The sequence below is a fragment of the Pseudorhodoplanes sp. genome (assembly GCF_050250235.1).
Lineage (GTDB): Bacteria > Pseudomonadota > Alphaproteobacteria > Rhizobiales > Xanthobacteraceae > Pseudorhodoplanes.
In genome coordinates, this window is the sequence record NZ_JBFWPA010000066.1 from 1 (window position 1) to 15899 (window position 15899).

19 protein-coding genes are annotated in these 15899 nt (G+C 65.0%); 12 read left to right on the forward strand and 7 right to left on the reverse strand.

The window, feature by feature from the left end:
* The 6 genes from AB7F49_RS23995 to AB7F49_RS24020 form a co-directional block, all read right to left on the reverse strand.
* The coding region (locus AB7F49_RS23995) for a caspase family protein (RefSeq protein WP_428527049.1) at positions 1–1302 on the reverse strand (1302 nt) is incomplete at its 3' end.
* A 153-nt stretch (positions 1303–1455) separates the two neighbouring features.
* Complete coding sequence (locus tag AB7F49_RS24000) at positions 1456–1827, reverse strand: DUF1236 domain-containing protein (RefSeq protein ID WP_428527051.1); 372 nt, start codon at positions 1825–1827, stop codon at positions 1456–1458.
* Positions 1828–1842: 15 nt separating this feature from the next.
* Positions 1843–2031 (reverse strand): hypothetical protein, encoded by a 189-nt coding sequence (locus AB7F49_RS24005; RefSeq protein ID WP_428527053.1) that lies wholly within the window; start codon positions 2029–2031, stop codon positions 1843–1845.
* Between the two features lie 80 nt (positions 2032–2111).
* On the reverse strand, positions 2112–2249 hold the full coding sequence (locus AB7F49_RS24010) for a hypothetical protein (protein ID WP_428527055.1): 138 nt from the start codon (positions 2247–2249) through the stop codon (positions 2112–2114).
* A gap of 88 nt (positions 2250–2337) precedes the next feature.
* Positions 2338–2934, reverse strand: coding sequence for a hypothetical protein (locus AB7F49_RS24015; RefSeq protein ID WP_428527057.1), 597 nt, complete (start codon positions 2932–2934; stop codon positions 2338–2340).
* Positions 2935–3000: 66 nt separating this feature from the next.
* On the reverse strand, positions 3001–3471 hold the full coding sequence (locus tag AB7F49_RS24020) for a PaaI family thioesterase (protein WP_428527059.1): 471 nt from the start codon (positions 3469–3471) through the stop codon (positions 3001–3003).
* A 260-nt stretch (positions 3472–3731) separates the two neighbouring features.
* Here AB7F49_RS24020 and AB7F49_RS24025 point away from each other — a divergent pair, with 260 nt between their 5' ends.
* The 8 genes from AB7F49_RS24025 (at position 3732) to AB7F49_RS24060 (ending at position 11104) form a co-directional block, all read left to right on the forward strand.
* Positions 3732–4187, forward strand: a complete 456-nt coding sequence (locus AB7F49_RS24025) for a hypothetical protein (protein WP_428527061.1) — start codon at positions 3732–3734, stop codon at positions 4185–4187.
* A gap of 87 nt (positions 4188–4274) precedes the next feature.
* Positions 4275–5066, forward strand: a complete 792-nt coding sequence (locus AB7F49_RS24030; protein ID WP_428527063.1) for a ribonuclease T2 family protein — start codon at positions 4275–4277, stop codon at positions 5064–5066.
* Positions 5067–5234: 168 nt separating this feature from the next.
* Positions 5235–6080, forward strand: coding sequence for a 23S rRNA (adenine(2030)-N(6))-methyltransferase RlmJ (locus tag AB7F49_RS24035; RefSeq protein ID WP_428527065.1), 846 nt, complete (start codon positions 5235–5237; stop codon positions 6078–6080).
* Between the two features lie 199 nt (positions 6081–6279).
* On the forward strand, positions 6280–6495 hold the full coding sequence (locus AB7F49_RS24040; RefSeq protein WP_428527067.1) for a cold-shock protein: 216 nt from the start codon (positions 6280–6282) through the stop codon (positions 6493–6495).
* A gap of 98 nt (positions 6496–6593) precedes the next feature.
* Complete coding sequence (locus tag AB7F49_RS24045) at positions 6594–7199, forward strand: glutathione S-transferase family protein (RefSeq protein ID WP_428527069.1); 606 nt, start codon at positions 6594–6596, stop codon at positions 7197–7199.
* A gap of 175 nt (positions 7200–7374) precedes the next feature.
* Positions 7375–8229, forward strand: a complete 855-nt coding sequence (locus tag AB7F49_RS24050; protein WP_428527071.1) for an FAD binding domain-containing protein — start codon at positions 7375–7377, stop codon at positions 8227–8229.
* Positions 8226–8705, forward strand: a complete 480-nt coding sequence (locus AB7F49_RS24055) for a (2Fe-2S)-binding protein (RefSeq protein ID WP_428527073.1) — start codon at positions 8226–8228, stop codon at positions 8703–8705. Before AB7F49_RS24050 ends, AB7F49_RS24055 begins: the two co-directional genes overlap by 4 nt.
* 2 nt (positions 8706–8707) lie before the next feature.
* Entirely contained in the window at positions 8708–11104 is a 2397-nt protein-coding gene (locus AB7F49_RS24060; protein WP_428527075.1) for a xanthine dehydrogenase family protein molybdopterin-binding subunit, read from the forward strand.
* An 87-nt stretch (positions 11105–11191) separates the two neighbouring features.
* On the opposite strand, the gene AB7F49_RS24065 is transcribed toward AB7F49_RS24060, so the two are convergent.
* Complete coding sequence (locus tag AB7F49_RS24065; protein WP_428527077.1) at positions 11192–11818, reverse strand: isochorismatase family protein; 627 nt, start codon at positions 11816–11818, stop codon at positions 11192–11194.
* A 208-nt stretch (positions 11819–12026) separates the two neighbouring features.
* Between AB7F49_RS24065 and AB7F49_RS24070 the strand changes: the two genes are divergently transcribed.
* The 4 genes from AB7F49_RS24070 (at position 12027) to AB7F49_RS24085 (ending at position 15867) form a co-directional block, all read left to right on the forward strand.
* The gene (locus AB7F49_RS24070; RefSeq protein WP_428527125.1) at positions 12027–12980 is read left to right on the forward strand and encodes a cyclase family protein; all 954 of its coding nucleotides are present in this window, start codon (positions 12027–12029) and stop codon (positions 12978–12980) included.
* A 94-nt stretch (positions 12981–13074) separates the two neighbouring features.
* Entirely contained in the window at positions 13075–14382 is a 1308-nt protein-coding gene (gene hisD / locus AB7F49_RS24075; RefSeq protein WP_428527079.1) for a histidinol dehydrogenase, read from the forward strand.
* Between the two features lie 317 nt (positions 14383–14699).
* Positions 14700–15086, forward strand: coding sequence for an MAPEG family protein (locus tag AB7F49_RS24080; RefSeq protein ID WP_428527081.1), 387 nt, complete (start codon positions 14700–14702; stop codon positions 15084–15086).
* A gap of 10 nt (positions 15087–15096) precedes the next feature.
* On the forward strand, positions 15097–15867 hold the full coding sequence (locus tag AB7F49_RS24085) for an SDR family NAD(P)-dependent oxidoreductase (RefSeq protein ID WP_428527083.1): 771 nt from the start codon (positions 15097–15099) through the stop codon (positions 15865–15867).
* Positions 15868–15899 lie beyond the last annotated feature (32 nt).

Sequence of the window (15899 nt, forward strand, 5' to 3'; positions counted from 1 at the left end):
GCTGCCACAGATCAGCGGGCAGATGCGTCCGCGCTGGACCCGTACGGTCTCCAGCGCGCTGACGCTCGCCCCGCGCGTGTCGAAATCGGTGCCGGCACGACGATTGAATTCATCCAGGGCTTCGCGCGACCTGTCGCCCCATATGCCGTCGGGCGCGCCCGCGTCGCAGCCGACGCGGCCAAGCTCGGACTGCAACTCCCGTGCAATGGCGCGGGAATCGATCTGCGGATCGGGCGCGGCATCGCTCGGCTCGGGCAGCGCGGCAACCTGCTGCGGAACTTGCGTGACAGGAGCAGCACCCGGCTGCGACTGCGCCGCCGGCGCCGCGGCTGGAACAAGCTTGTCACGTTGCGCACGCGCAAGCGATGCGTAGAAGCCGGCGGGATGGACGGAAAGGAAGGAATCCCAAGCTTCCTTGGTACCCACGCGTTCCGCCAGTTCGTAGTCGCGCTGCGGGTCGGGGACGAATTCGGCCGCCTGCGGATTCGGCAGAACCGATATCTGACGCGTCGGTTCGTCCGGCTTGCGCGAGTCTGCAACCAGCGCAACGGTGGCCCCGCCGAGTGAGCCTGCGACGAAGGGCTCCTGGCGGCTGCCGGTCGCGCGGATCACGTCATCGCGCACATGGCCGAGCGCGATGCGCACGTCGCGTCCCGGCACGGTCAGATTTTTGACCAGGGCCTGGGCGAACGGGCTGTTGTTGCCAACCCCGTCCTCGGCCGTGGAACCGGGCCTGGTCGCGAACGCGACCAGGGTGTCGGTTGAAACCGGCTCGACCCTGGCAAGTCCGTTGGACACGTTGCGGGTCGACACACTGCGCTTCATCGTATTCACGAACGGGTTGTCACGGCAGGCATCGAGAATAATCAGACGCAGCCGGCGGGCCGGCTCGACCGCACGCATTACGCGGTCGAGCGAGAGTGCTTCGTCCTCCACGTCGAAGTCGGTGACCAGCTTGGCATCGACCGGCAGAAGGTAGTTGGTGCCGTTGACCTCGATGCCGTGACCGGCGAAATACACCACCGCGATGTCGGCGTCGCGCGCGGCCACGCTGAATTCGCGGGCGACGCGCTTGAATTCCAGATTGCCGAGATCGCGCCTGGTCTCGACGACATCGAAGCCGGCATTTCGGAACATCGCGGCAATCGCGTCCGCATCCCTGGCCGGATTGGGGAGCGGATTTGCATTCTGATAGGCGCCATTGCCGACCACCAGCGCCACGCGCTTCTCGGCCCGTGCATCGGCCGTGGCCAGGGTCAAGGCGGCCCACAGGCCGCAAAGCATTGCCGCCAGACGCCTCATGACGCACCTCCCTCGAACCGGAACAGGCTGTGGAATCCTACCAGCCCGGCACCGGCGATCCAAGCTGTGTCGCTCCGGCATTCAGGGCGGTTCACGGCAGTTTGTAGCGAATCGGGTCGAATCTGGCGGCGATCTGTGGCCCGGGATGACGACCTAGGGCGCGGCGGCGCCTTCATCTTCGGTCACGATGTCGACGATCTTTCGTCGCGCCGGGTCGACAATCACGATGGTTCCGTTCGAGAGCTTCGCAAACTTGAAGTCGCGGAGCACCCCGACCTTGTCCTTCACGGAGACCGGCATCTCGTTGAGCATCACCCGATCCGGAATTTCGGCACCGATGGCGACCTGCTCACTCTCCGCAAGAGGGCGGATGGGCTCCTCGCTGATCTCGCGGTAGATGGTGCGCTTGTGGTCGGGAGTGAGCCCGATGCCCGGCCCGGTCGGCGGGAGACCGCCGGTCTGAGCGAGCGCCGGCGCCGCGGCAAGGAGCAGCAGGGCAAATCCCGTCAGGCGAAATTCGGGCATGGCGGATGTCTCCTGCTAGCGCGAGCGGTCCTCCGTATCGGGCGACGGCTGGGTCACGCTGACCGGGTCCGAGCCCGCCATGCTCTCTTCGAGTCCCTGTTCCAGCTTCTTCTCCGCCGGGTCGGATTCGGATTTCCGCGCGGGTTGCTTTTTCACGTCGGGATCGCCGCCGCGCTTTTCGGTCGCAGTTGAGGGGTGCGCCATTTCATGCTCCGCATTCTTTGCGGACGACAACGCTCGCCCGGGCGCGCGGGTTCCCCGATTGGGAGCCGGAGCGCGATCCGCTATTTTGCCGAAACCAGAACCGGTTCGGGATGTGCCTCGACCGGCGTGCCGACATGCGCCGTGACCACCAGGACCGCAACCAGCACGATGGTCGCGGTCACGGCGCCGTAAGCAAAGCCAATCAGCCGAAGATGCATCCGTCCCACCATGTTCCCCAAGCCAGACCCGCGCCGACGGCAGACCGTCACCGTTCGCCACGCGCATCACCTAGAAGGCAGTGATTGATTATTCGATAATGGCCGCAACATAGCGCAGGTGCGGATCGACGATCGCGATGCGGTTGCCCGACTTCAGATACAGATACGGCTTCACCCATGGAAATTCCTGCGCGATCTGTTCGGGAATCGGCTTGAGCTTGATACCGCGCGGAACCACCACCGTCTCCTGAAGCTCGAGGGCCTTGCCCGGCTTGTTGGTGTCCTTTTCCTGCGCAAGCGCGGCGACGATGGCCTGCTGCTGGTCGGCCGTGAAGTTGAAGGTGTGGGTGAGGATCGGCTGCTGGTCGTGTTCGAAGATCGAATCGTTATGCGCCGCGGTTTCCTGCGACGACGGAACCACCTCCCCCGCCACCCGCGGCTTGAGGTTGTTGACCGGCTGCTCGGCCGGAGCGAGCCCGACCGTGGATTCCGGATTGTGCACCGGCTGTTGCTGTTGCTGAGCCGGCTGGGTTGAACCGCGCGGCTGCGCCATGCTCGGGTCGTCGCCTGCCTGCGCGGGGGCAGGCATCGTGCCGTTCTGCGCAACGCTGGTGCCGGGCGCAAGCACAAGCGCGGTACAGACGACGGGGACGCACAACAGCGGAATGATCGGGATTCGTCTCATGGCCATGTCCCTTTCGAAACGGACTCTCGGTCATGACAACGTGGGAAGTCGTGCGAGGTTTCCCACTCACACCATGGTATAGGCTCCGGACGTCATCGCGACCGGCTGACGGTGCGAGGCTCCGAAAATCGAGACACGGCCGAAACTCGTCGTGGTTCCGGCGCGGATGACGCGGGCATCGGCGAGCAGGTCGAATTGCGCCGGGCCGAGAAAGTGCGCGGTCTGATCCACCGCGGTCATCGGCCGATAGCCGTTCCACGCCGCCGCGCAGGCAAAAACCATTGCCGCGTCGGCGAAAGCCATCAAGGCCTGGGGCGAAATGGTCTTGCCGTCGGCGCACAGCTTGCGAGTGAAGGGCAGCCGCAGCACGGCTCCAGGATTCCAGTCCAATGCCGCACCGGCGGGACGCCAGGCCTCGACCGCCTCGATCAGCAATCCCATTTCCTGCGTCCAGGGCGGGATGACCTCCAGCATCAGACGGCTGGCGGCGCGCAGGCCGAACATGCTCTGGGTTGGTGCCGCCGTGTCCGCTCGCATCCGATCCCCCGCGCGCGTGGCGCGCCGCAACGCGACGATGACTCCCCCGTATCAGTATTGTCCGAAACATGTCATGTGGTAAGTGAGTATGAAAGGTCGCGGCCAAAAGTCGTGTGCAAAAACCCGGCGCGCCGGATCCGCGGCGACTCACGCCACACCTGGCAGGAAAATGCGCACGGCAAGCCGCGCAATCGGAGCGGCCTCTTGACCGCAACCGTGCACCCCGGCACCGTCTGCCGGGCTTGGTTTTGGGGGGTTCCATGTCGGTCAGGCGCATTTGGGTCGTCCTCGCTGTGATCGCGGCGGCGGTCGCGGTTGCGCCGCAGGCCAAGGCAGCCAACTGGCTGGAGAAGAACTTCTGGATGAGCGGCCCCCGCTACAGCGGCAACTTGCCGCCCTGCGACTCGGGCTGGGCGCTCGGGGCGATCCAGCTCCGCTTCAGCGGCAAGGAATTCGCCTTCTGGAATTCCGGCCTCGGGATCGTCAAGTTCGAAGACGTGCAGGAAACCGCAAACCGGCCCTGGTCGTCCGACACGATTCCAAGGCGCTTCTGCACGGCGCGCGCGCTGCTTTCGGACGGCGTCTGGCGGCCTGTGCATTATCTGATCGGCGAGGATTTCGGACTGATCGGCGCGACCTGGGATGTCGAATGGTGCGTGGTGGGGCTCGATCGCAACTGGGCAAGCAATCCGGCCTGCCGCATGATGCGGCCCTGATCTCCCCGTTTTATTTTCCATTTGTTCTTGTAATGTTCCATGCGTTGCACTAGCCTGCCCGCGTGGGTCAACCGTCGGGGGCGTATCATGTCGACGATCACGAACCGCTTTGCCGCTCTTCTTGTCATCCCAACGTTTCTGACCGGCGCCGCACTGGCGCAGGATGCGCAGCCGGATTCCCAGTCCGGAGGCGGCGAACGCCTGGCGCAGGAGCGCTTCCAGCCGCGCTTCCCCTCGGAGGACCGCAACCGGAACCGCTTCCAGGACCGCTCCCAGGATTCGCGGAACGCGCCGGGGCAATTCGACTTCTATGTGCTCGCCTTGTCGTGGTCGCCGTCCTTTTGCGAATCATCGCGGGAGCGCAATGGCGGCCGGTCCCGGCTGCAGCAATGCACCGGCGAGCGTCCCTATTCCTTCGTGGTGCACGGGCTCTGGCCCCAGCATGAACGCGGCTTCCCGCGCGACTGTCAGATTCCGGCGCCGCGGCTGCCGCGCAGCATCGTCAACACCATGCTCGACATCATGCCCTCGCCGCGACTGGTCTTTAACCAGTGGGACCGCCACGGCACCTGCACCGGCCTCAATGGACAGCAATATTTCGACATCGTGCGCAAGGCGCGCGAGACCGTTCGCATCCCGGCGCAATATCAGGACATCTCCGCCTATCTCGCGGTGACACCCGGCGAGGTCGAGAAGGCGTTCGTGGAAGCCAATCCCGGTCTGTCGCCCGACGCGATCGCTGTGACCTGCGACCACCGGCGGCTCAGCGAAGTGCGCATCTGCATGTCCAAGGATTTGCAGTTCCGCGACTGTGCCGAGGTCGACCGCAGGTCGTGCCGCAGTGAAAAGGTGATGATGCCACCGGTCCGCGGCGGCTGAGAACATGTCGGGCGTACGGAACGCCGAAGCCTGAAGCTTGTTCGTCCGGTCTGCCAGGCTGCGCAGTCGGAATCCTGATTCGAAATCCTGACTTAAAGCCTTGATGGCTTGCGACCGGCATCGCGCGGCGCTTGACGAAACTGTTTCGGCCGGCACCCTTCCCAGCCGATGAACTACCGACACGGATTTCATGCCGGCAATTTTGCCGATGTCGTCAAGCACGCTCTGCTCGCGCGCGTCGTCATGCATCTGCGCAAGAAGGAAGCCGCCTTCCGTGTGATCGATACGCATGCCGGCTCGGGCCGCACCGATCTTGCGGGCGAGGAGGCGCGGCGCGGCGGCGAATGGCAGGCCGGCATCGGCCGCGTCTGGCAGCGCCCCTTCGCAGCGCCGGCCGCAGCCTTGCTCGAGCCCTATCTGTCCGTGATTGCAGATCTCAACCCGACCGGCACGCTGACGATCTATCCGGGATCGCCGATCCTGATCCGGCATTGGCTGCGTCCCCAGGACCGGCTGATCGCCTGCGAGCTCGAACACAATGCCGCGCGCGCCTTGGCGCGCAACCTTCGCGGCGACAAGCGGGTCAAGATGATCCCAATCGATGGCTGGACCGCGCTGAACGCCTATATCCCGCCCAGGGAAAACCGCGGCCTCGTCCTGATCGATCCACCCTATGAGCAGGAGCACGAATTGCAGCGCGCGGTCGATGCGGTCTGCGCCGCGCATCGCAAGTGGCCGGGCGGAACGGTCCTGCTCTGGTATCCGATCAAGGACAGGCGCCAGGTTGCCCGTTCCCTCGCGTCGCTGACGGCATGCAAGCCTGCAAATTCGTTGCGAATAGAACTGTCCCGTGCCGCGCAGTCCGGGGACCGACTTCGCGGCACCGGACTTGTGGCAGTCAACGCCCCCTGGACGCTCGCGGACGAAGCGCAAATTTTGCTGCCCGCGCTCGCGCACGCATTCTGGCCGGACGAGCGATCCGAAATTCGCATCGACGCACTTGCGCGTGCGTGAATCCCTGCCGGCTCCCCTTTCCACGCGACCGGCATTGGTCTTTACTGAAGCGCTGGCTTTGACGTTCCGCCCTCTTAGGGGGGCCGGCGGAGTGACAGAGGCCCGAGAAGGCTGACGCTTTCCCCGATTGTGAATGTCCGGCCGAGCCGCCGCGCCGTGGGGGACGGCGGCTTAGCAATTGCGGGAAAGGAGTTCCCCGATGGCTCAAACGGGAACTGTTAAATTCTTCAATGGCGAGCGTGGCTATGGCTTTATCAAGCCGGACGATGGCGGACGCGACGTGTTCGTCCACATCACGGCGGTGGAGCAGGCCGGCATGAAGTCCCTGGCTGAGGGACAGCGGATCAGCTTTGACGTCGAGCCCGACAAGAAGGGCAAGGGGCCGAAAGCTGTGAACCTCGTGATTACGGGATAGCCTGTCGCTCGATCATCTGCTGACTTGTGTACCCGCGCGCGGCGCGATAGCGATCCGCCGCCAGAATTTTTTCATCGCAACTCCAGCCGGACATATCCATGATTCTCCGTTCCGCGCCGCCTTCGCCATTCGGGCGCAAGGTCGAGATCGCCGCAAGCGTGCTCGGCCTTTCGGACCGCATCGACATCGTACCGGCTGACACCAACAGCGAGTCGGACCCGTTGCGCGGGCAGAACCCGCTTGGAAAAGTCCCGACGCTTGTTCTCGATGACGGACAGTCGCTGTTCGATTCGCGTGTGATCCTCGAATATCTCGATCATCTCGCCGGAGGTGATCGCATCATCCCGCGCGCGAGCGACGCACGTTTTGCCGCACTGCGCCTGCAGGCGTTGTGCGACGGCATCCTCGACGCATCGATCCTGCGAATCTACGAGGCGCGCTACCGGCCCGAGCCCATCCGTCACCAGCCCTGGCTCGACTATCAGGCCGACAAGGTTCGGCGCGCGCTGCAGACACTGGAGGCCGAACCGCAAGCGCTTGACCCGTTGCCGCATGTGGGTCAGATCACCCTTGCCTGTGCGCTCGGCTATCAGGACCTGCGCTTTGGCGGAACATGGCGTGCATCCCATCCACGGCTGGTGCAATGGCTCGAGCGGTTCGCTGCGCAGGTGCCCGCCTTCGAACAGACACGCATTGCGCCCTAAACGTCGCAGCTGAAGAAGCGGGCATCCTGCGCACGGCCGCGAGTCAGCGCAATCCAGCGACATGGTGAAATTGCGATGCCGGTGTTGCGGTCGGGAAACACCGCTTGTTGTTGACGCCCACGCTGGATGCCCCTCAGAATAAGAAAAAACAAAATACGAGAACAGGGACTGGGAGGTGAGTGTGAAGCCGGCGCCGTTTGCGTATGCGAAGGCCCGTTCGGTCGAGGACGCGATCAAGCTTCTTTGCGAGCATGGTGACGGCGCGAAGCTGCTCGCGGGCGGCCAGAGCCTCATGGCCACGCTCAACATGCGGCTGTCGCAGCCGAACATCCTGATCGACCTGAACGGCATTCCCGGTCTCGATGGCATCGCCCTGAACGGCGGCGATGTCGCGATCGGTGCGCTGGTCCGCCATGCCGCGGCCGCGAAGTCCGATGTGATCGCGAAACACGCGCCGCTGGTCGCCCTGGCGCTGCCGCATATCGGACACCCCGCGATCCGCAATCGCGGCACCATCGGCGGCTCCATCGCCTTTGCCGATCCCGCGGCCGAACTTCCCGCCTGCTTTCTGGCGCTCGGCGGCGAGGCCGAAATCGCCGGCAGGAATGGAGCACGGCGCGTCAAGGCGGACGATTTCTTCAGGGGGCTGTACGAAACCGCGATCGGTCCCGATGAGATCCTGACCGTGATCCGGCTGCCGTCGGCAACGCCCGACATGCGGTTCGGCTTCGCCGAATTGTCGCGCCGGCACGGTGACTATGCGCTGACCGGACTTGCCGCATCGGCGCGCGCCGAGGGCGCGTCGCTGAAGGACGTGCGGCTGGCCTATTTCGGGGTCGGATTGACCCCCATTCGCGCAAATGGGGCGGAAGCGGCGCTTGCAGCAGGGAAGTTCGACGACGCGGTCGCGGCTCTCGCCTTCGACCTCGATCCGCCCGACGACATCCAGGAAACCGGCGCCGTGAAAAGGCATCTCGCGGGCGTCTTGCTGCGCCGCGTCGCCACGCAACTGAGGGGAGCGCGGGCATGAGGCACGCCTACGACATCAGCCTCACCGTCAACGGCGAGGCCATGACCGCGCATGTCGAGGCGCGCAAATCGCTGGTCGATTTCCTGCGCGAAGACCTCAGCCTCACCGGCAGCCATGTCGGTTGCGAGCACGGTGTCTGCGGCGCCTGCACGGTACGGGTGAACGGCGAGGTGGTGCGCGGTTGTCTGATGCTCGCGGTGCAATGCGACGGCGCCAGTGTTGAAACCATCGAAGGTCTGTCGGACACCGGCGAGATTGCCGACCTCCAGGACGCCTTCGAGAAACGCAACGCGCTGCAATGCGGATATTGCACGCCCGGCATGCTGCTGACCGCGCAGGAGCTTCTTGCGAACGACACCGCGCCGAGCCGCGACCACATCCGCGAACATATCTCGGGCAATTACTGCCGCTGCACCGGCTATCACGCCATCGTGGATGCGGTGGAGGCGGTGGCGCAGGCGCGCGCGGGGAAATGAGCATGAAAATCGTCGCCGACGTCCCCTCCCCGCTGACCGCGCTCGATCGTCCGAATTCCTATATCGGCCGCTCGGTGCCGCGCCCGAACCTGAAGCGCCTGGCGCAGGGCCGCGCGCAATATGTGAGCGACATGACGCTGCCGCGGATGGTGCACGTCGCCTATCTGCGCTCGCCGCACGCCCATGCCCGCATCGTCACGCTCGACAAGCGCAGGGCGGAGAAGGCGCCCGGCGTGATCGCGGTCGTGACCGGTCCCGAACTGGCAAAGGTCATCACCCCCTGGGTCGGCGTGCTCACGCATCTGAAGGGCATCAAGTCGGCACCGCAATACGCGCTCGCTGTCGACCGCGCCTGCTGGCAGGGCGAGGCGGTCTGCGCCGTGGTGGCGCAGACGCGCGCGCAGGCCGAGGATGCCTGCGAGCTGATCGACGTCACCTACCAGGAATTGCCCGCGGTCACCGATCCGGAAACCGCGCTCGATGCGTCAACGCCCGTCATCCATCCCGAGCTTGGCGACAACCTCACCTTCGAGCGCACGCTCGATGTCGGCCAGGTGGACAAGGCCTTCGCCGAATCCGATGCGGTAATCGAGCAGACCTTCATCTTCGGCCGCCATACCGGCGTGTGCAACGAGCCGCGCGCCATTCTCGCCGACTGGAATCCGGGCGAGGAGCGGCTCACGGTCTATCACGCGACCCAGGCGCCGCACATGATGCAGAACCTGTTCGCGAAGCATCTCGACCTTGCCGAGCATCAGGTCCGCGTCGTGACGAAAGATGTCGGCGGATCGTTCGGCATCAAGGTGCATACCTATGCCGACGAGATGGCCGTCGTTGCGCTGTCGAAACTGCTCAAGCGGCCGGTCAAGTTCGTGGCCGACCGGCTGGAAAGCTTCGTCACCGACATCCACGCCCGCGATCACCGGGTCAAGGGCAAGATCGGCATCAAGGCGGACGGCACCATCACCGCTTTCGAGATCGACGATCTCACCGGCATCGGCCCGTATTCGGTCTATCCGCGCACGTCGGGGATCGAGGCCAACCAGATCGTCAATCTCACCGGCGGGCCCTATACCTGCCCGAATTATCGCGCCCGCGCCCGCGTGGTGTTCCAGAACAAGGGAGTGATGTGCCAGTACCGCGCGGTCGGACATCCGATCGCGACGGCGGTAACCGAAGGGCTGGTCGATCTCGCGGCGGCGAAAATCGGCATGGATCCGGTGGAGGTGCGCAAGAAAAATCTGATCCCGGACGACGCCCATCCGTCACAGGCGGCCTCCGGCATCAAGTTCGAAAAGCTGTCGCACATCGCCTCGACCGAAAAAATCCTGAAAATGATGGACTATCCGGCGCTGCGTGCAGACCAGGCCGCCGCGCGCCAGAAGGGCATCCATCGCGGCATCGGCTTTGCCTCGTTCATCGAAGTGACCAATCCGAGCGCGGCCTTCTACGGCGTCGGCGGCGCGAAGATTTCGGCGCAGGACGGCGCCACCGTCAGGCTCGACGGCAAGGGCGCGATCTTCTGCCATACCGGCGTGTCCGAGCAGGGCCAGGGCGCGGAAGCGGTGATCGCGCAATGCGTGGCGTCGGCCTTCGGCGTGTCGATGGACAAGGTGCGTGTCGTCATGGGCGACACCGACAACACCCCTTATGGCGGCGGCACCTGGGCCTCCCGGGCGGCGGGCATCGGCGGCGAGGCCGCATGGCAGGCCGGCAAGGCTCTGCGCGAAAACGTCCTCGCCGCTGCCGGCTCGATCCTGCAGGCCAAGCCGTCCGATCTTGATATCAATGACGGCGTCGTGGTCGACAAGGGCACCAGGACCGAACGCATCTCGCTCGAGGAGGTCGCGCGCATCTGCTATTTCCGGCCCGACACGCTGCCGCCCGGCTTCCAGTCAGAACTGTCGGCCACGCGCCACTACGTGCCGCGCGCCTGGGCATTCTCCTTCACCAACGGCATCCAGGCCTCGTATCTCGAAGTCGACACCGATACCGGCTTCATCAAGCTGCTGAAGCACTGGTGCGTCGAGGATTGCGGCACCGTGATCAATCCGCAGCTGGTGGATGAGCAGATCCGCGGCGGCATCGTTCAGGGCCTCGGCGGCGCGCTGTTCGAGCATTGCCTGTACGACGAGCGCGGCCAGATGCTGAACGGCAACATGGCCGATTATCTCGTCCCGATGGCGATGGAAATGCCGGACATGGAGGTCGGCCATGTGGTCACGCCGACGACGGATTCCGAACTGGGCGCCAAGGGCGCGGGCGAGGCCGGCACCGCCGGCGCGCCGGCCTGCGTCATGAACGCGATCAACGATGCGTTGCGCCCGCTCGGCGCCAAGCCGCTGACCGTCATGCCGTTCACGCCGGGGCGGGTGCTGCGGGCGCTGGGGAAGGTGTAGACACAAACTCCGCTCATTCCCGCGAAGGCGGGAATCCAGCGCAAGAGACTCTGGGTCCCCGCCTTCGCGGGGACGAGCGGCTGTCAGCTAGAACTTGATCATGTCGCTCTTGGTCAGCGTGACGCGCGCCGCCATGCCCGGCGCACTGGTGAAATGCCACGCCACATATTGCTCGGCATAGGCATCCCCGCTGATGCCGTCGACCGGGATAACCACGTTCAGTCCGAGCAGCGCGGCATAGGACGCCGTCTGCAGCACCGCACCGTTGGCGGCGGTGCCCACCGCGATCACGGTCGTGATCTTCTTGTCCTTCAGGATTTTCTCGAGATCGGTCCGGATGAACTTGTTCGGCCCCGAGATCACCGAGGGCTCGCCGCGGGCGGGCCTGAGGTCGGTGATCACATCGGCTGCCGTCGTATTGGCGATGAAGCTGTAGACCACCGGCACCTTCGCCGCACGCGCCGTCTCCAGCAGCGTCTTCATTGCCGGCACCTGCGCCAGGCAGCGATCGCGCTTGCCGCAATTCTGGTTCATGAAATCCAGCATCAGCAGCGCCGTGGTCTTGGGATCGAGCGTGACCGGCCGCAGCTCAGGCACCGGCGGCACCTTCACACGACCCCACTCGTCAAGCACGGACGCCGCGCCGGCTGATGGCGGCGCCCACCCGATGAACCCGATCGCGATTGCGGCGATCCCGAACCAGGCGCGGCGCATCCTGCCCTCCCTATGGTGTGAAGTCCTCTGCGGCAAACCCATCACTGCGGTCGATATTCCGCCCGGATATTCCACATCGTCGAAACTCTGCGGAAGCCGAGGCTGCGATCTATTCGGTAGACGGGACCGCGGTGCTTGATCACAATCCCGCCCGGCCGCCCGGATGGGAAGAGCCGCAAACGAAAATGGTGCGGAGGATCCCGTGTCGATGAATATCAAGGTCGGCCTCAAGGCCATCGAGGAAGCGTCCGAGAAGCTCAGCAACTGGGGCCGCTGGGGCTCGGACGACCAGATCGGCACGCTCAATCACGTCACGCCGGAAGATATCGTCAATGCGGCGAAGCTCGTGCGCAGCGGCAAGGTGTTTGCGCTCGGCATCCCGCTCGACCGCAACGGTCCGCAGACCGGCCTGTTCGGCGGACGATTCAATCCGATCCACCAGATGCTGGCCACCGGCACCGACGCGGTGACCGGGCAGCAGGACTGGAACAAGATCCGTTACGCCGACGACACCCTGAATCTGTGCGTCCAGGGCGCAACGCACTGGGATGCGCTCGGCCACATCTTCTACGAGGACAAGTGCTACAACGGCCATGACGCCAAGCTGATCGACTCGCGCGGGCTTTCCGTGCTCGGCATCGAGCATTCCAGGAACAAGATGGTCGGGCGCGGCGTGCTGCTCGATATCGCGCGCTTCCGTGGCGTGCCGTGGCTGAAGGACGGCGAAGGCATCTCCAATGACGAACTGAACAAATGCGCCCGCGCGCAGAATGTCGAAATCAGAAAAGGGGACTTCGTGCATGTGCGCACCGGGCAGATGGAGCGCTGCCTGTCCGAAGGCGTCTGGGGCGGCTATGCCGGCGGCGACGCGCCCGGCGTGATGTTCGAGAATTGCTATTGGTGCCAGGAGAAAGAGATCGGCGCGCTGTGCATGGATACCTGGGGTTGCGAGGTGCGGCCGAACGAGACCACCGAAGCGAACCAGCCCTGGCACTGGGTGGTAATCCCGGCCATGGGCCTGTGCATGGGCGAGATTTTCTATCTCAAGGAGCTCGCCGACGACTGCGAGAATGACGGCATCTACGAATTCTTCTTCTCCGGCCCGCCCCTGATCATCACCGGCGGCACCGGGAGCCCGATCAATCCGCAGGCGATGAAATAATCGGTCGCCCCCGCGCAGGCGGGGGCCCATATTCCAGAGCAGTGGCTATAGGTCCCCGCCTGCGCGGGGACGACTGCAAAGTATGGAGTGTCCCATGCCCCGCACTCTCAAACGCGGCCTGTCCGCCGACGCCGTGGAAGCCGCCGATGCGAAGGTGCGCGCGACCGTCGAAAGCATCCTTGCCGATGTGAAATCGCGCGGGGATGCCGCCATCCGCGATCTCTCGAAGAAGTTCGATAACTGGGAACCGGCAAGTTTCCGCCTCACGCCGCGGGAGATCGAGCGCGCCATCTCGCAGGTAAGCAAGCGCGACCTCGACGACATCCGCTTCGCGCAGGCGCAGGTCCGCAACTTCGCGCAAGCACAACGCAACACCATGCAGGATCTCGAGGTCGAGACCCTGCCCGGCGTGATCCTTGGCCACAGGCATATCCCGGTGAACGCCATCGGCTGCTACGTGCCGGGCGGGCGCTATCCGATGGTCGCCTCCGCGCATATGTCGATCGTCACCGCGCGCGTCGCCGGCGTGAAGCGCATCATCGCCTGCGCGCCGCCGCATCGCGGCGGGCCGCATCCGGCGATCGTCGCTGCGATGCATTTCGGCGGCGCCGACGAGATCTATGTGCTGGGCGGCGTGCAGGCGGTGGCGGCGATGGCGCTTGGAACCGACACCATCGATCCGGTCGACATGATCGTCGGCCCCGGCAACGCCTATGTCGCGGAAGCCAAGCGCCAGCTGTTCGGCCGCATCGGCATCGACCTGCTCGCCGGCCCGACCGAGACGCTGATCATCGCCGACGATTCCGTTGACGCGGAAATCTGCGCGACCGACCTGCTCGGCCAGGCCGAACACGGCCCAACCTCGCCCGCTTTGCTGATCACCAATTCCGAGAAGCTCGCCAACGAAACCATCGCGGAAGTCGAGCGGCTGCTGTCGATCCTGCCGACCGCCGACGCCGCGGGGCAGGCCTGGAAGGATTACGGCGAGGTGATCGTCTGCGACTCCGTCGACGAGATGGTGGCGGAGGCCGACCGCGTCGCGTCGGAGCATGTGCAGGTGATGACCCGCGACCCGGACTATTTCCTGAACAACATGACGAATTATGGCGCGCTGTTTCTCGGGCCGCGCACCAACGTCGCCTATGGCGACAAGGTGATCGGCACCAATCACACGCTGCCGACGAAGAAAGCCGCGCGTTACACCGGCGGTCTGTGGGTCGGGAAATTCCTCAAGACCTGCACCTACCAGAAGGTGCTGACCGACGAAGCCTCGGCCATGATCGGGGAATATTGCTCGCGGCTTTGCGTGCTGGAAGGTTTCCTGGGACACGCGGAACAGGCCAATGTCCGTGTGCGCCGCTACGGTGGGCGGAACATAGCTTACGCAACGGCAGCGGAGTGACTCGGTGACAGACACGCACACTTTCTCGACTCCCCGCCCCCCCGCGAAGCGGTGGGGAGGGGTCGGGGGTGGGGGGTGGAGAGATCACGCTCGGTCGCACGACCCCCCACCCCTACCCTCCCCACCACGCTTCGCGTGGGGGGAGGGAGCGCGCGCGCAGTGCGTCCCTCACATGACGGCCCCCCTTCCGCACACCCCCTCCTTCCGGCTCGGTGGCGGGCGCGCGCTGGTGACGGGGTACGACTTCAGCCAACCTGTGCAACCCGGCAGCGGCACGCACGTATCTCCGCTTCCGATCAACGGTTGCGGGGATAGCGATGCTTGCGATTGTGCCTGTTTATGCGGCAATTCTCGCTGTCATGTTCGTTGGGTTGTCGATCCGTGTGATCGGGCAGCGCCGGTCCAGCAAGCTGCCACTTGGCTTCCAGGGCGACATCGCTTTGGAACGGCGCGTCCGCGTGCAGGGAAATTTTGCGGAATATGTGCCGCTTGCTCTGCTTCTCCTGGCCTTCGTGGAAATGCGCGGCGCGCCGGCCTGGCTGCTGCACGGCCTCTGCGCGCTTTTGCTGGCCGGACGGCTCAGCCATGCCTATGGCGTGAGCCAGATGCGGGAGCGTTTCGCATTTCGGGTGACCGGAATGGCCGTCACCTTCACCGTGATCCTTGCCGCGTCAGTGGCAATCCTGATCCGCGCCTTGCATTAGGACCGACGCGATGACCGCGCCTTTGCCGCAGACGCCCTCCTTTCGCCTCGACGGCAGGCGCGCGCTGGTGACCGGCGCCGGCCGCGGCATTGGGCTCGCGGCCGCGACGGCGCTGGCGGAGGCCGGCGCGCATGTAACGCTCGTGGCGCGCACGAAGAACGAGATCGAGGACGCAGCCGATCAAATTCGGAAGTCCGGCGGCAAGGCGAGCGCCACTGCGCTCGACATCACCGATATCGAGGCGGTGCGCGCCTTCGTGTCGAAAACCGAGCCGTTCGATGTCCTCGTCAACAACGCGGGTTCGAACCGTCCCGCTTTCATGATCGACGTCACGGTCGAGGACTTCGATGCCATCTTCAAGCTGAACGTGCGCTCGGCCTATTTCGTCGCACAGGCGGTGGTGCAACGGCTGGTCGAAGCGAAGAAGCCGGGCTCGATCATCCACATCTCCTCGCAGATGGGCCATGTCGGCGGCCCGCGCCGCACCGTCTATTGCGCCACCAAGGCCGCGATCGAGGGACTGACGAAAGCCATGGGCGTCGAACTCGGCCCGCATGGTATCCGGGTCAATGCGCTGGCGCCGACCTTCATCGAAACGCCGATGACCCGGCCGTTCTTCGCGGACGAAAATTTCAGGCGCTCGGTGCTGGACAAGATCAAGCTCGGCCGGCTCGGCCAGGTCGAGGACCTGATGGGCGCGATCGTGTTCCTCGCCTCCGACGCGTCGGCGCTGATGACCGGCGCATCGCTGATTGTCGATGGCGGCTGGACCGCGGAATAGACGCGCGGCGCATTCTTTTCATGCAATGCCGG

What these genes read in the sequence shown, in the direction of transcription:
- AB7F49_RS24000 (WP_428527051.1), bottom strand. Translation starts at nt 1,827, where the DNA reads ATGCCCGAATTTCGCCTGACGGGATTTGCCCTGCTGCTCCTTGCCGCG.
- AB7F49_RS24005 (WP_428527053.1), bottom strand. Translation starts at nt 2,031, where the DNA reads ATGGCGCACCCCTCAACTGCGACCGAAAAGCGCGGCGGCGATCCCGAC.
- AB7F49_RS24010 (WP_428527055.1), bottom strand. Translation starts at nt 2,249, where the DNA reads ATGCATCTTCGGCTGATTGGCTTTGCTTACGGCGCCGTGACCGCGACC.
- AB7F49_RS24015 (WP_428527057.1), bottom strand. Translation starts at nt 2,934, where the DNA reads ATGAGACGAATCCCGATCATTCCGCTGTTGTGCGTCCCCGTCGTCTGT.
- AB7F49_RS24020 (WP_428527059.1), bottom strand. Translation starts at nt 3,471, where the DNA reads ATGCGAGCGGACACGGCGGCACCAACCCAGAGCATGTTCGGCCTGCGC.
- AB7F49_RS24025 (WP_428527061.1), top strand. Translation starts at nt 3,732, where the DNA reads ATGTCGGTCAGGCGCATTTGGGTCGTCCTCGCTGTGATCGCGGCGGCG.
- AB7F49_RS24030 (WP_428527063.1), top strand. Translation starts at nt 4,275, where the DNA reads ATGTCGACGATCACGAACCGCTTTGCCGCTCTTCTTGTCATCCCAACG.
- AB7F49_RS24035 (WP_428527065.1), top strand. Translation starts at nt 5,235, where the DNA reads ATGAACTACCGACACGGATTTCATGCCGGCAATTTTGCCGATGTCGTC.
- AB7F49_RS24040 (WP_428527067.1), top strand. Translation starts at nt 6,280, where the DNA reads ATGGCTCAAACGGGAACTGTTAAATTCTTCAATGGCGAGCGTGGCTAT.
- AB7F49_RS24045 (WP_428527069.1), top strand. Translation starts at nt 6,594, where the DNA reads ATGATTCTCCGTTCCGCGCCGCCTTCGCCATTCGGGCGCAAGGTCGAG.
- AB7F49_RS24055 (WP_428527073.1), top strand. Translation starts at nt 8,226, where the DNA reads ATGAGGCACGCCTACGACATCAGCCTCACCGTCAACGGCGAGGCCATG.
- AB7F49_RS24060 (WP_428527075.1), top strand. Translation starts at nt 8,708, where the DNA reads ATGAAAATCGTCGCCGACGTCCCCTCCCCGCTGACCGCGCTCGATCGT.
- AB7F49_RS24065 (WP_428527077.1), bottom strand. Translation starts at nt 11,818, where the DNA reads ATGCGCCGCGCCTGGTTCGGGATCGCCGCAATCGCGATCGGGTTCATC.
- AB7F49_RS24070 (WP_428527125.1), top strand. Translation starts at nt 12,027, where the DNA reads ATGAATATCAAGGTCGGCCTCAAGGCCATCGAGGAAGCGTCCGAGAAG.
- hisD (WP_428527079.1), top strand. Translation starts at nt 13,075, where the DNA reads ATGCCCCGCACTCTCAAACGCGGCCTGTCCGCCGACGCCGTGGAAGCC.
- AB7F49_RS24080 (WP_428527081.1), top strand. Translation starts at nt 14,700, where the DNA reads ATGCTTGCGATTGTGCCTGTTTATGCGGCAATTCTCGCTGTCATGTTC.
- AB7F49_RS24085 (WP_428527083.1), top strand. Translation starts at nt 15,097, where the DNA reads ATGACCGCGCCTTTGCCGCAGACGCCCTCCTTTCGCCTCGACGGCAGG.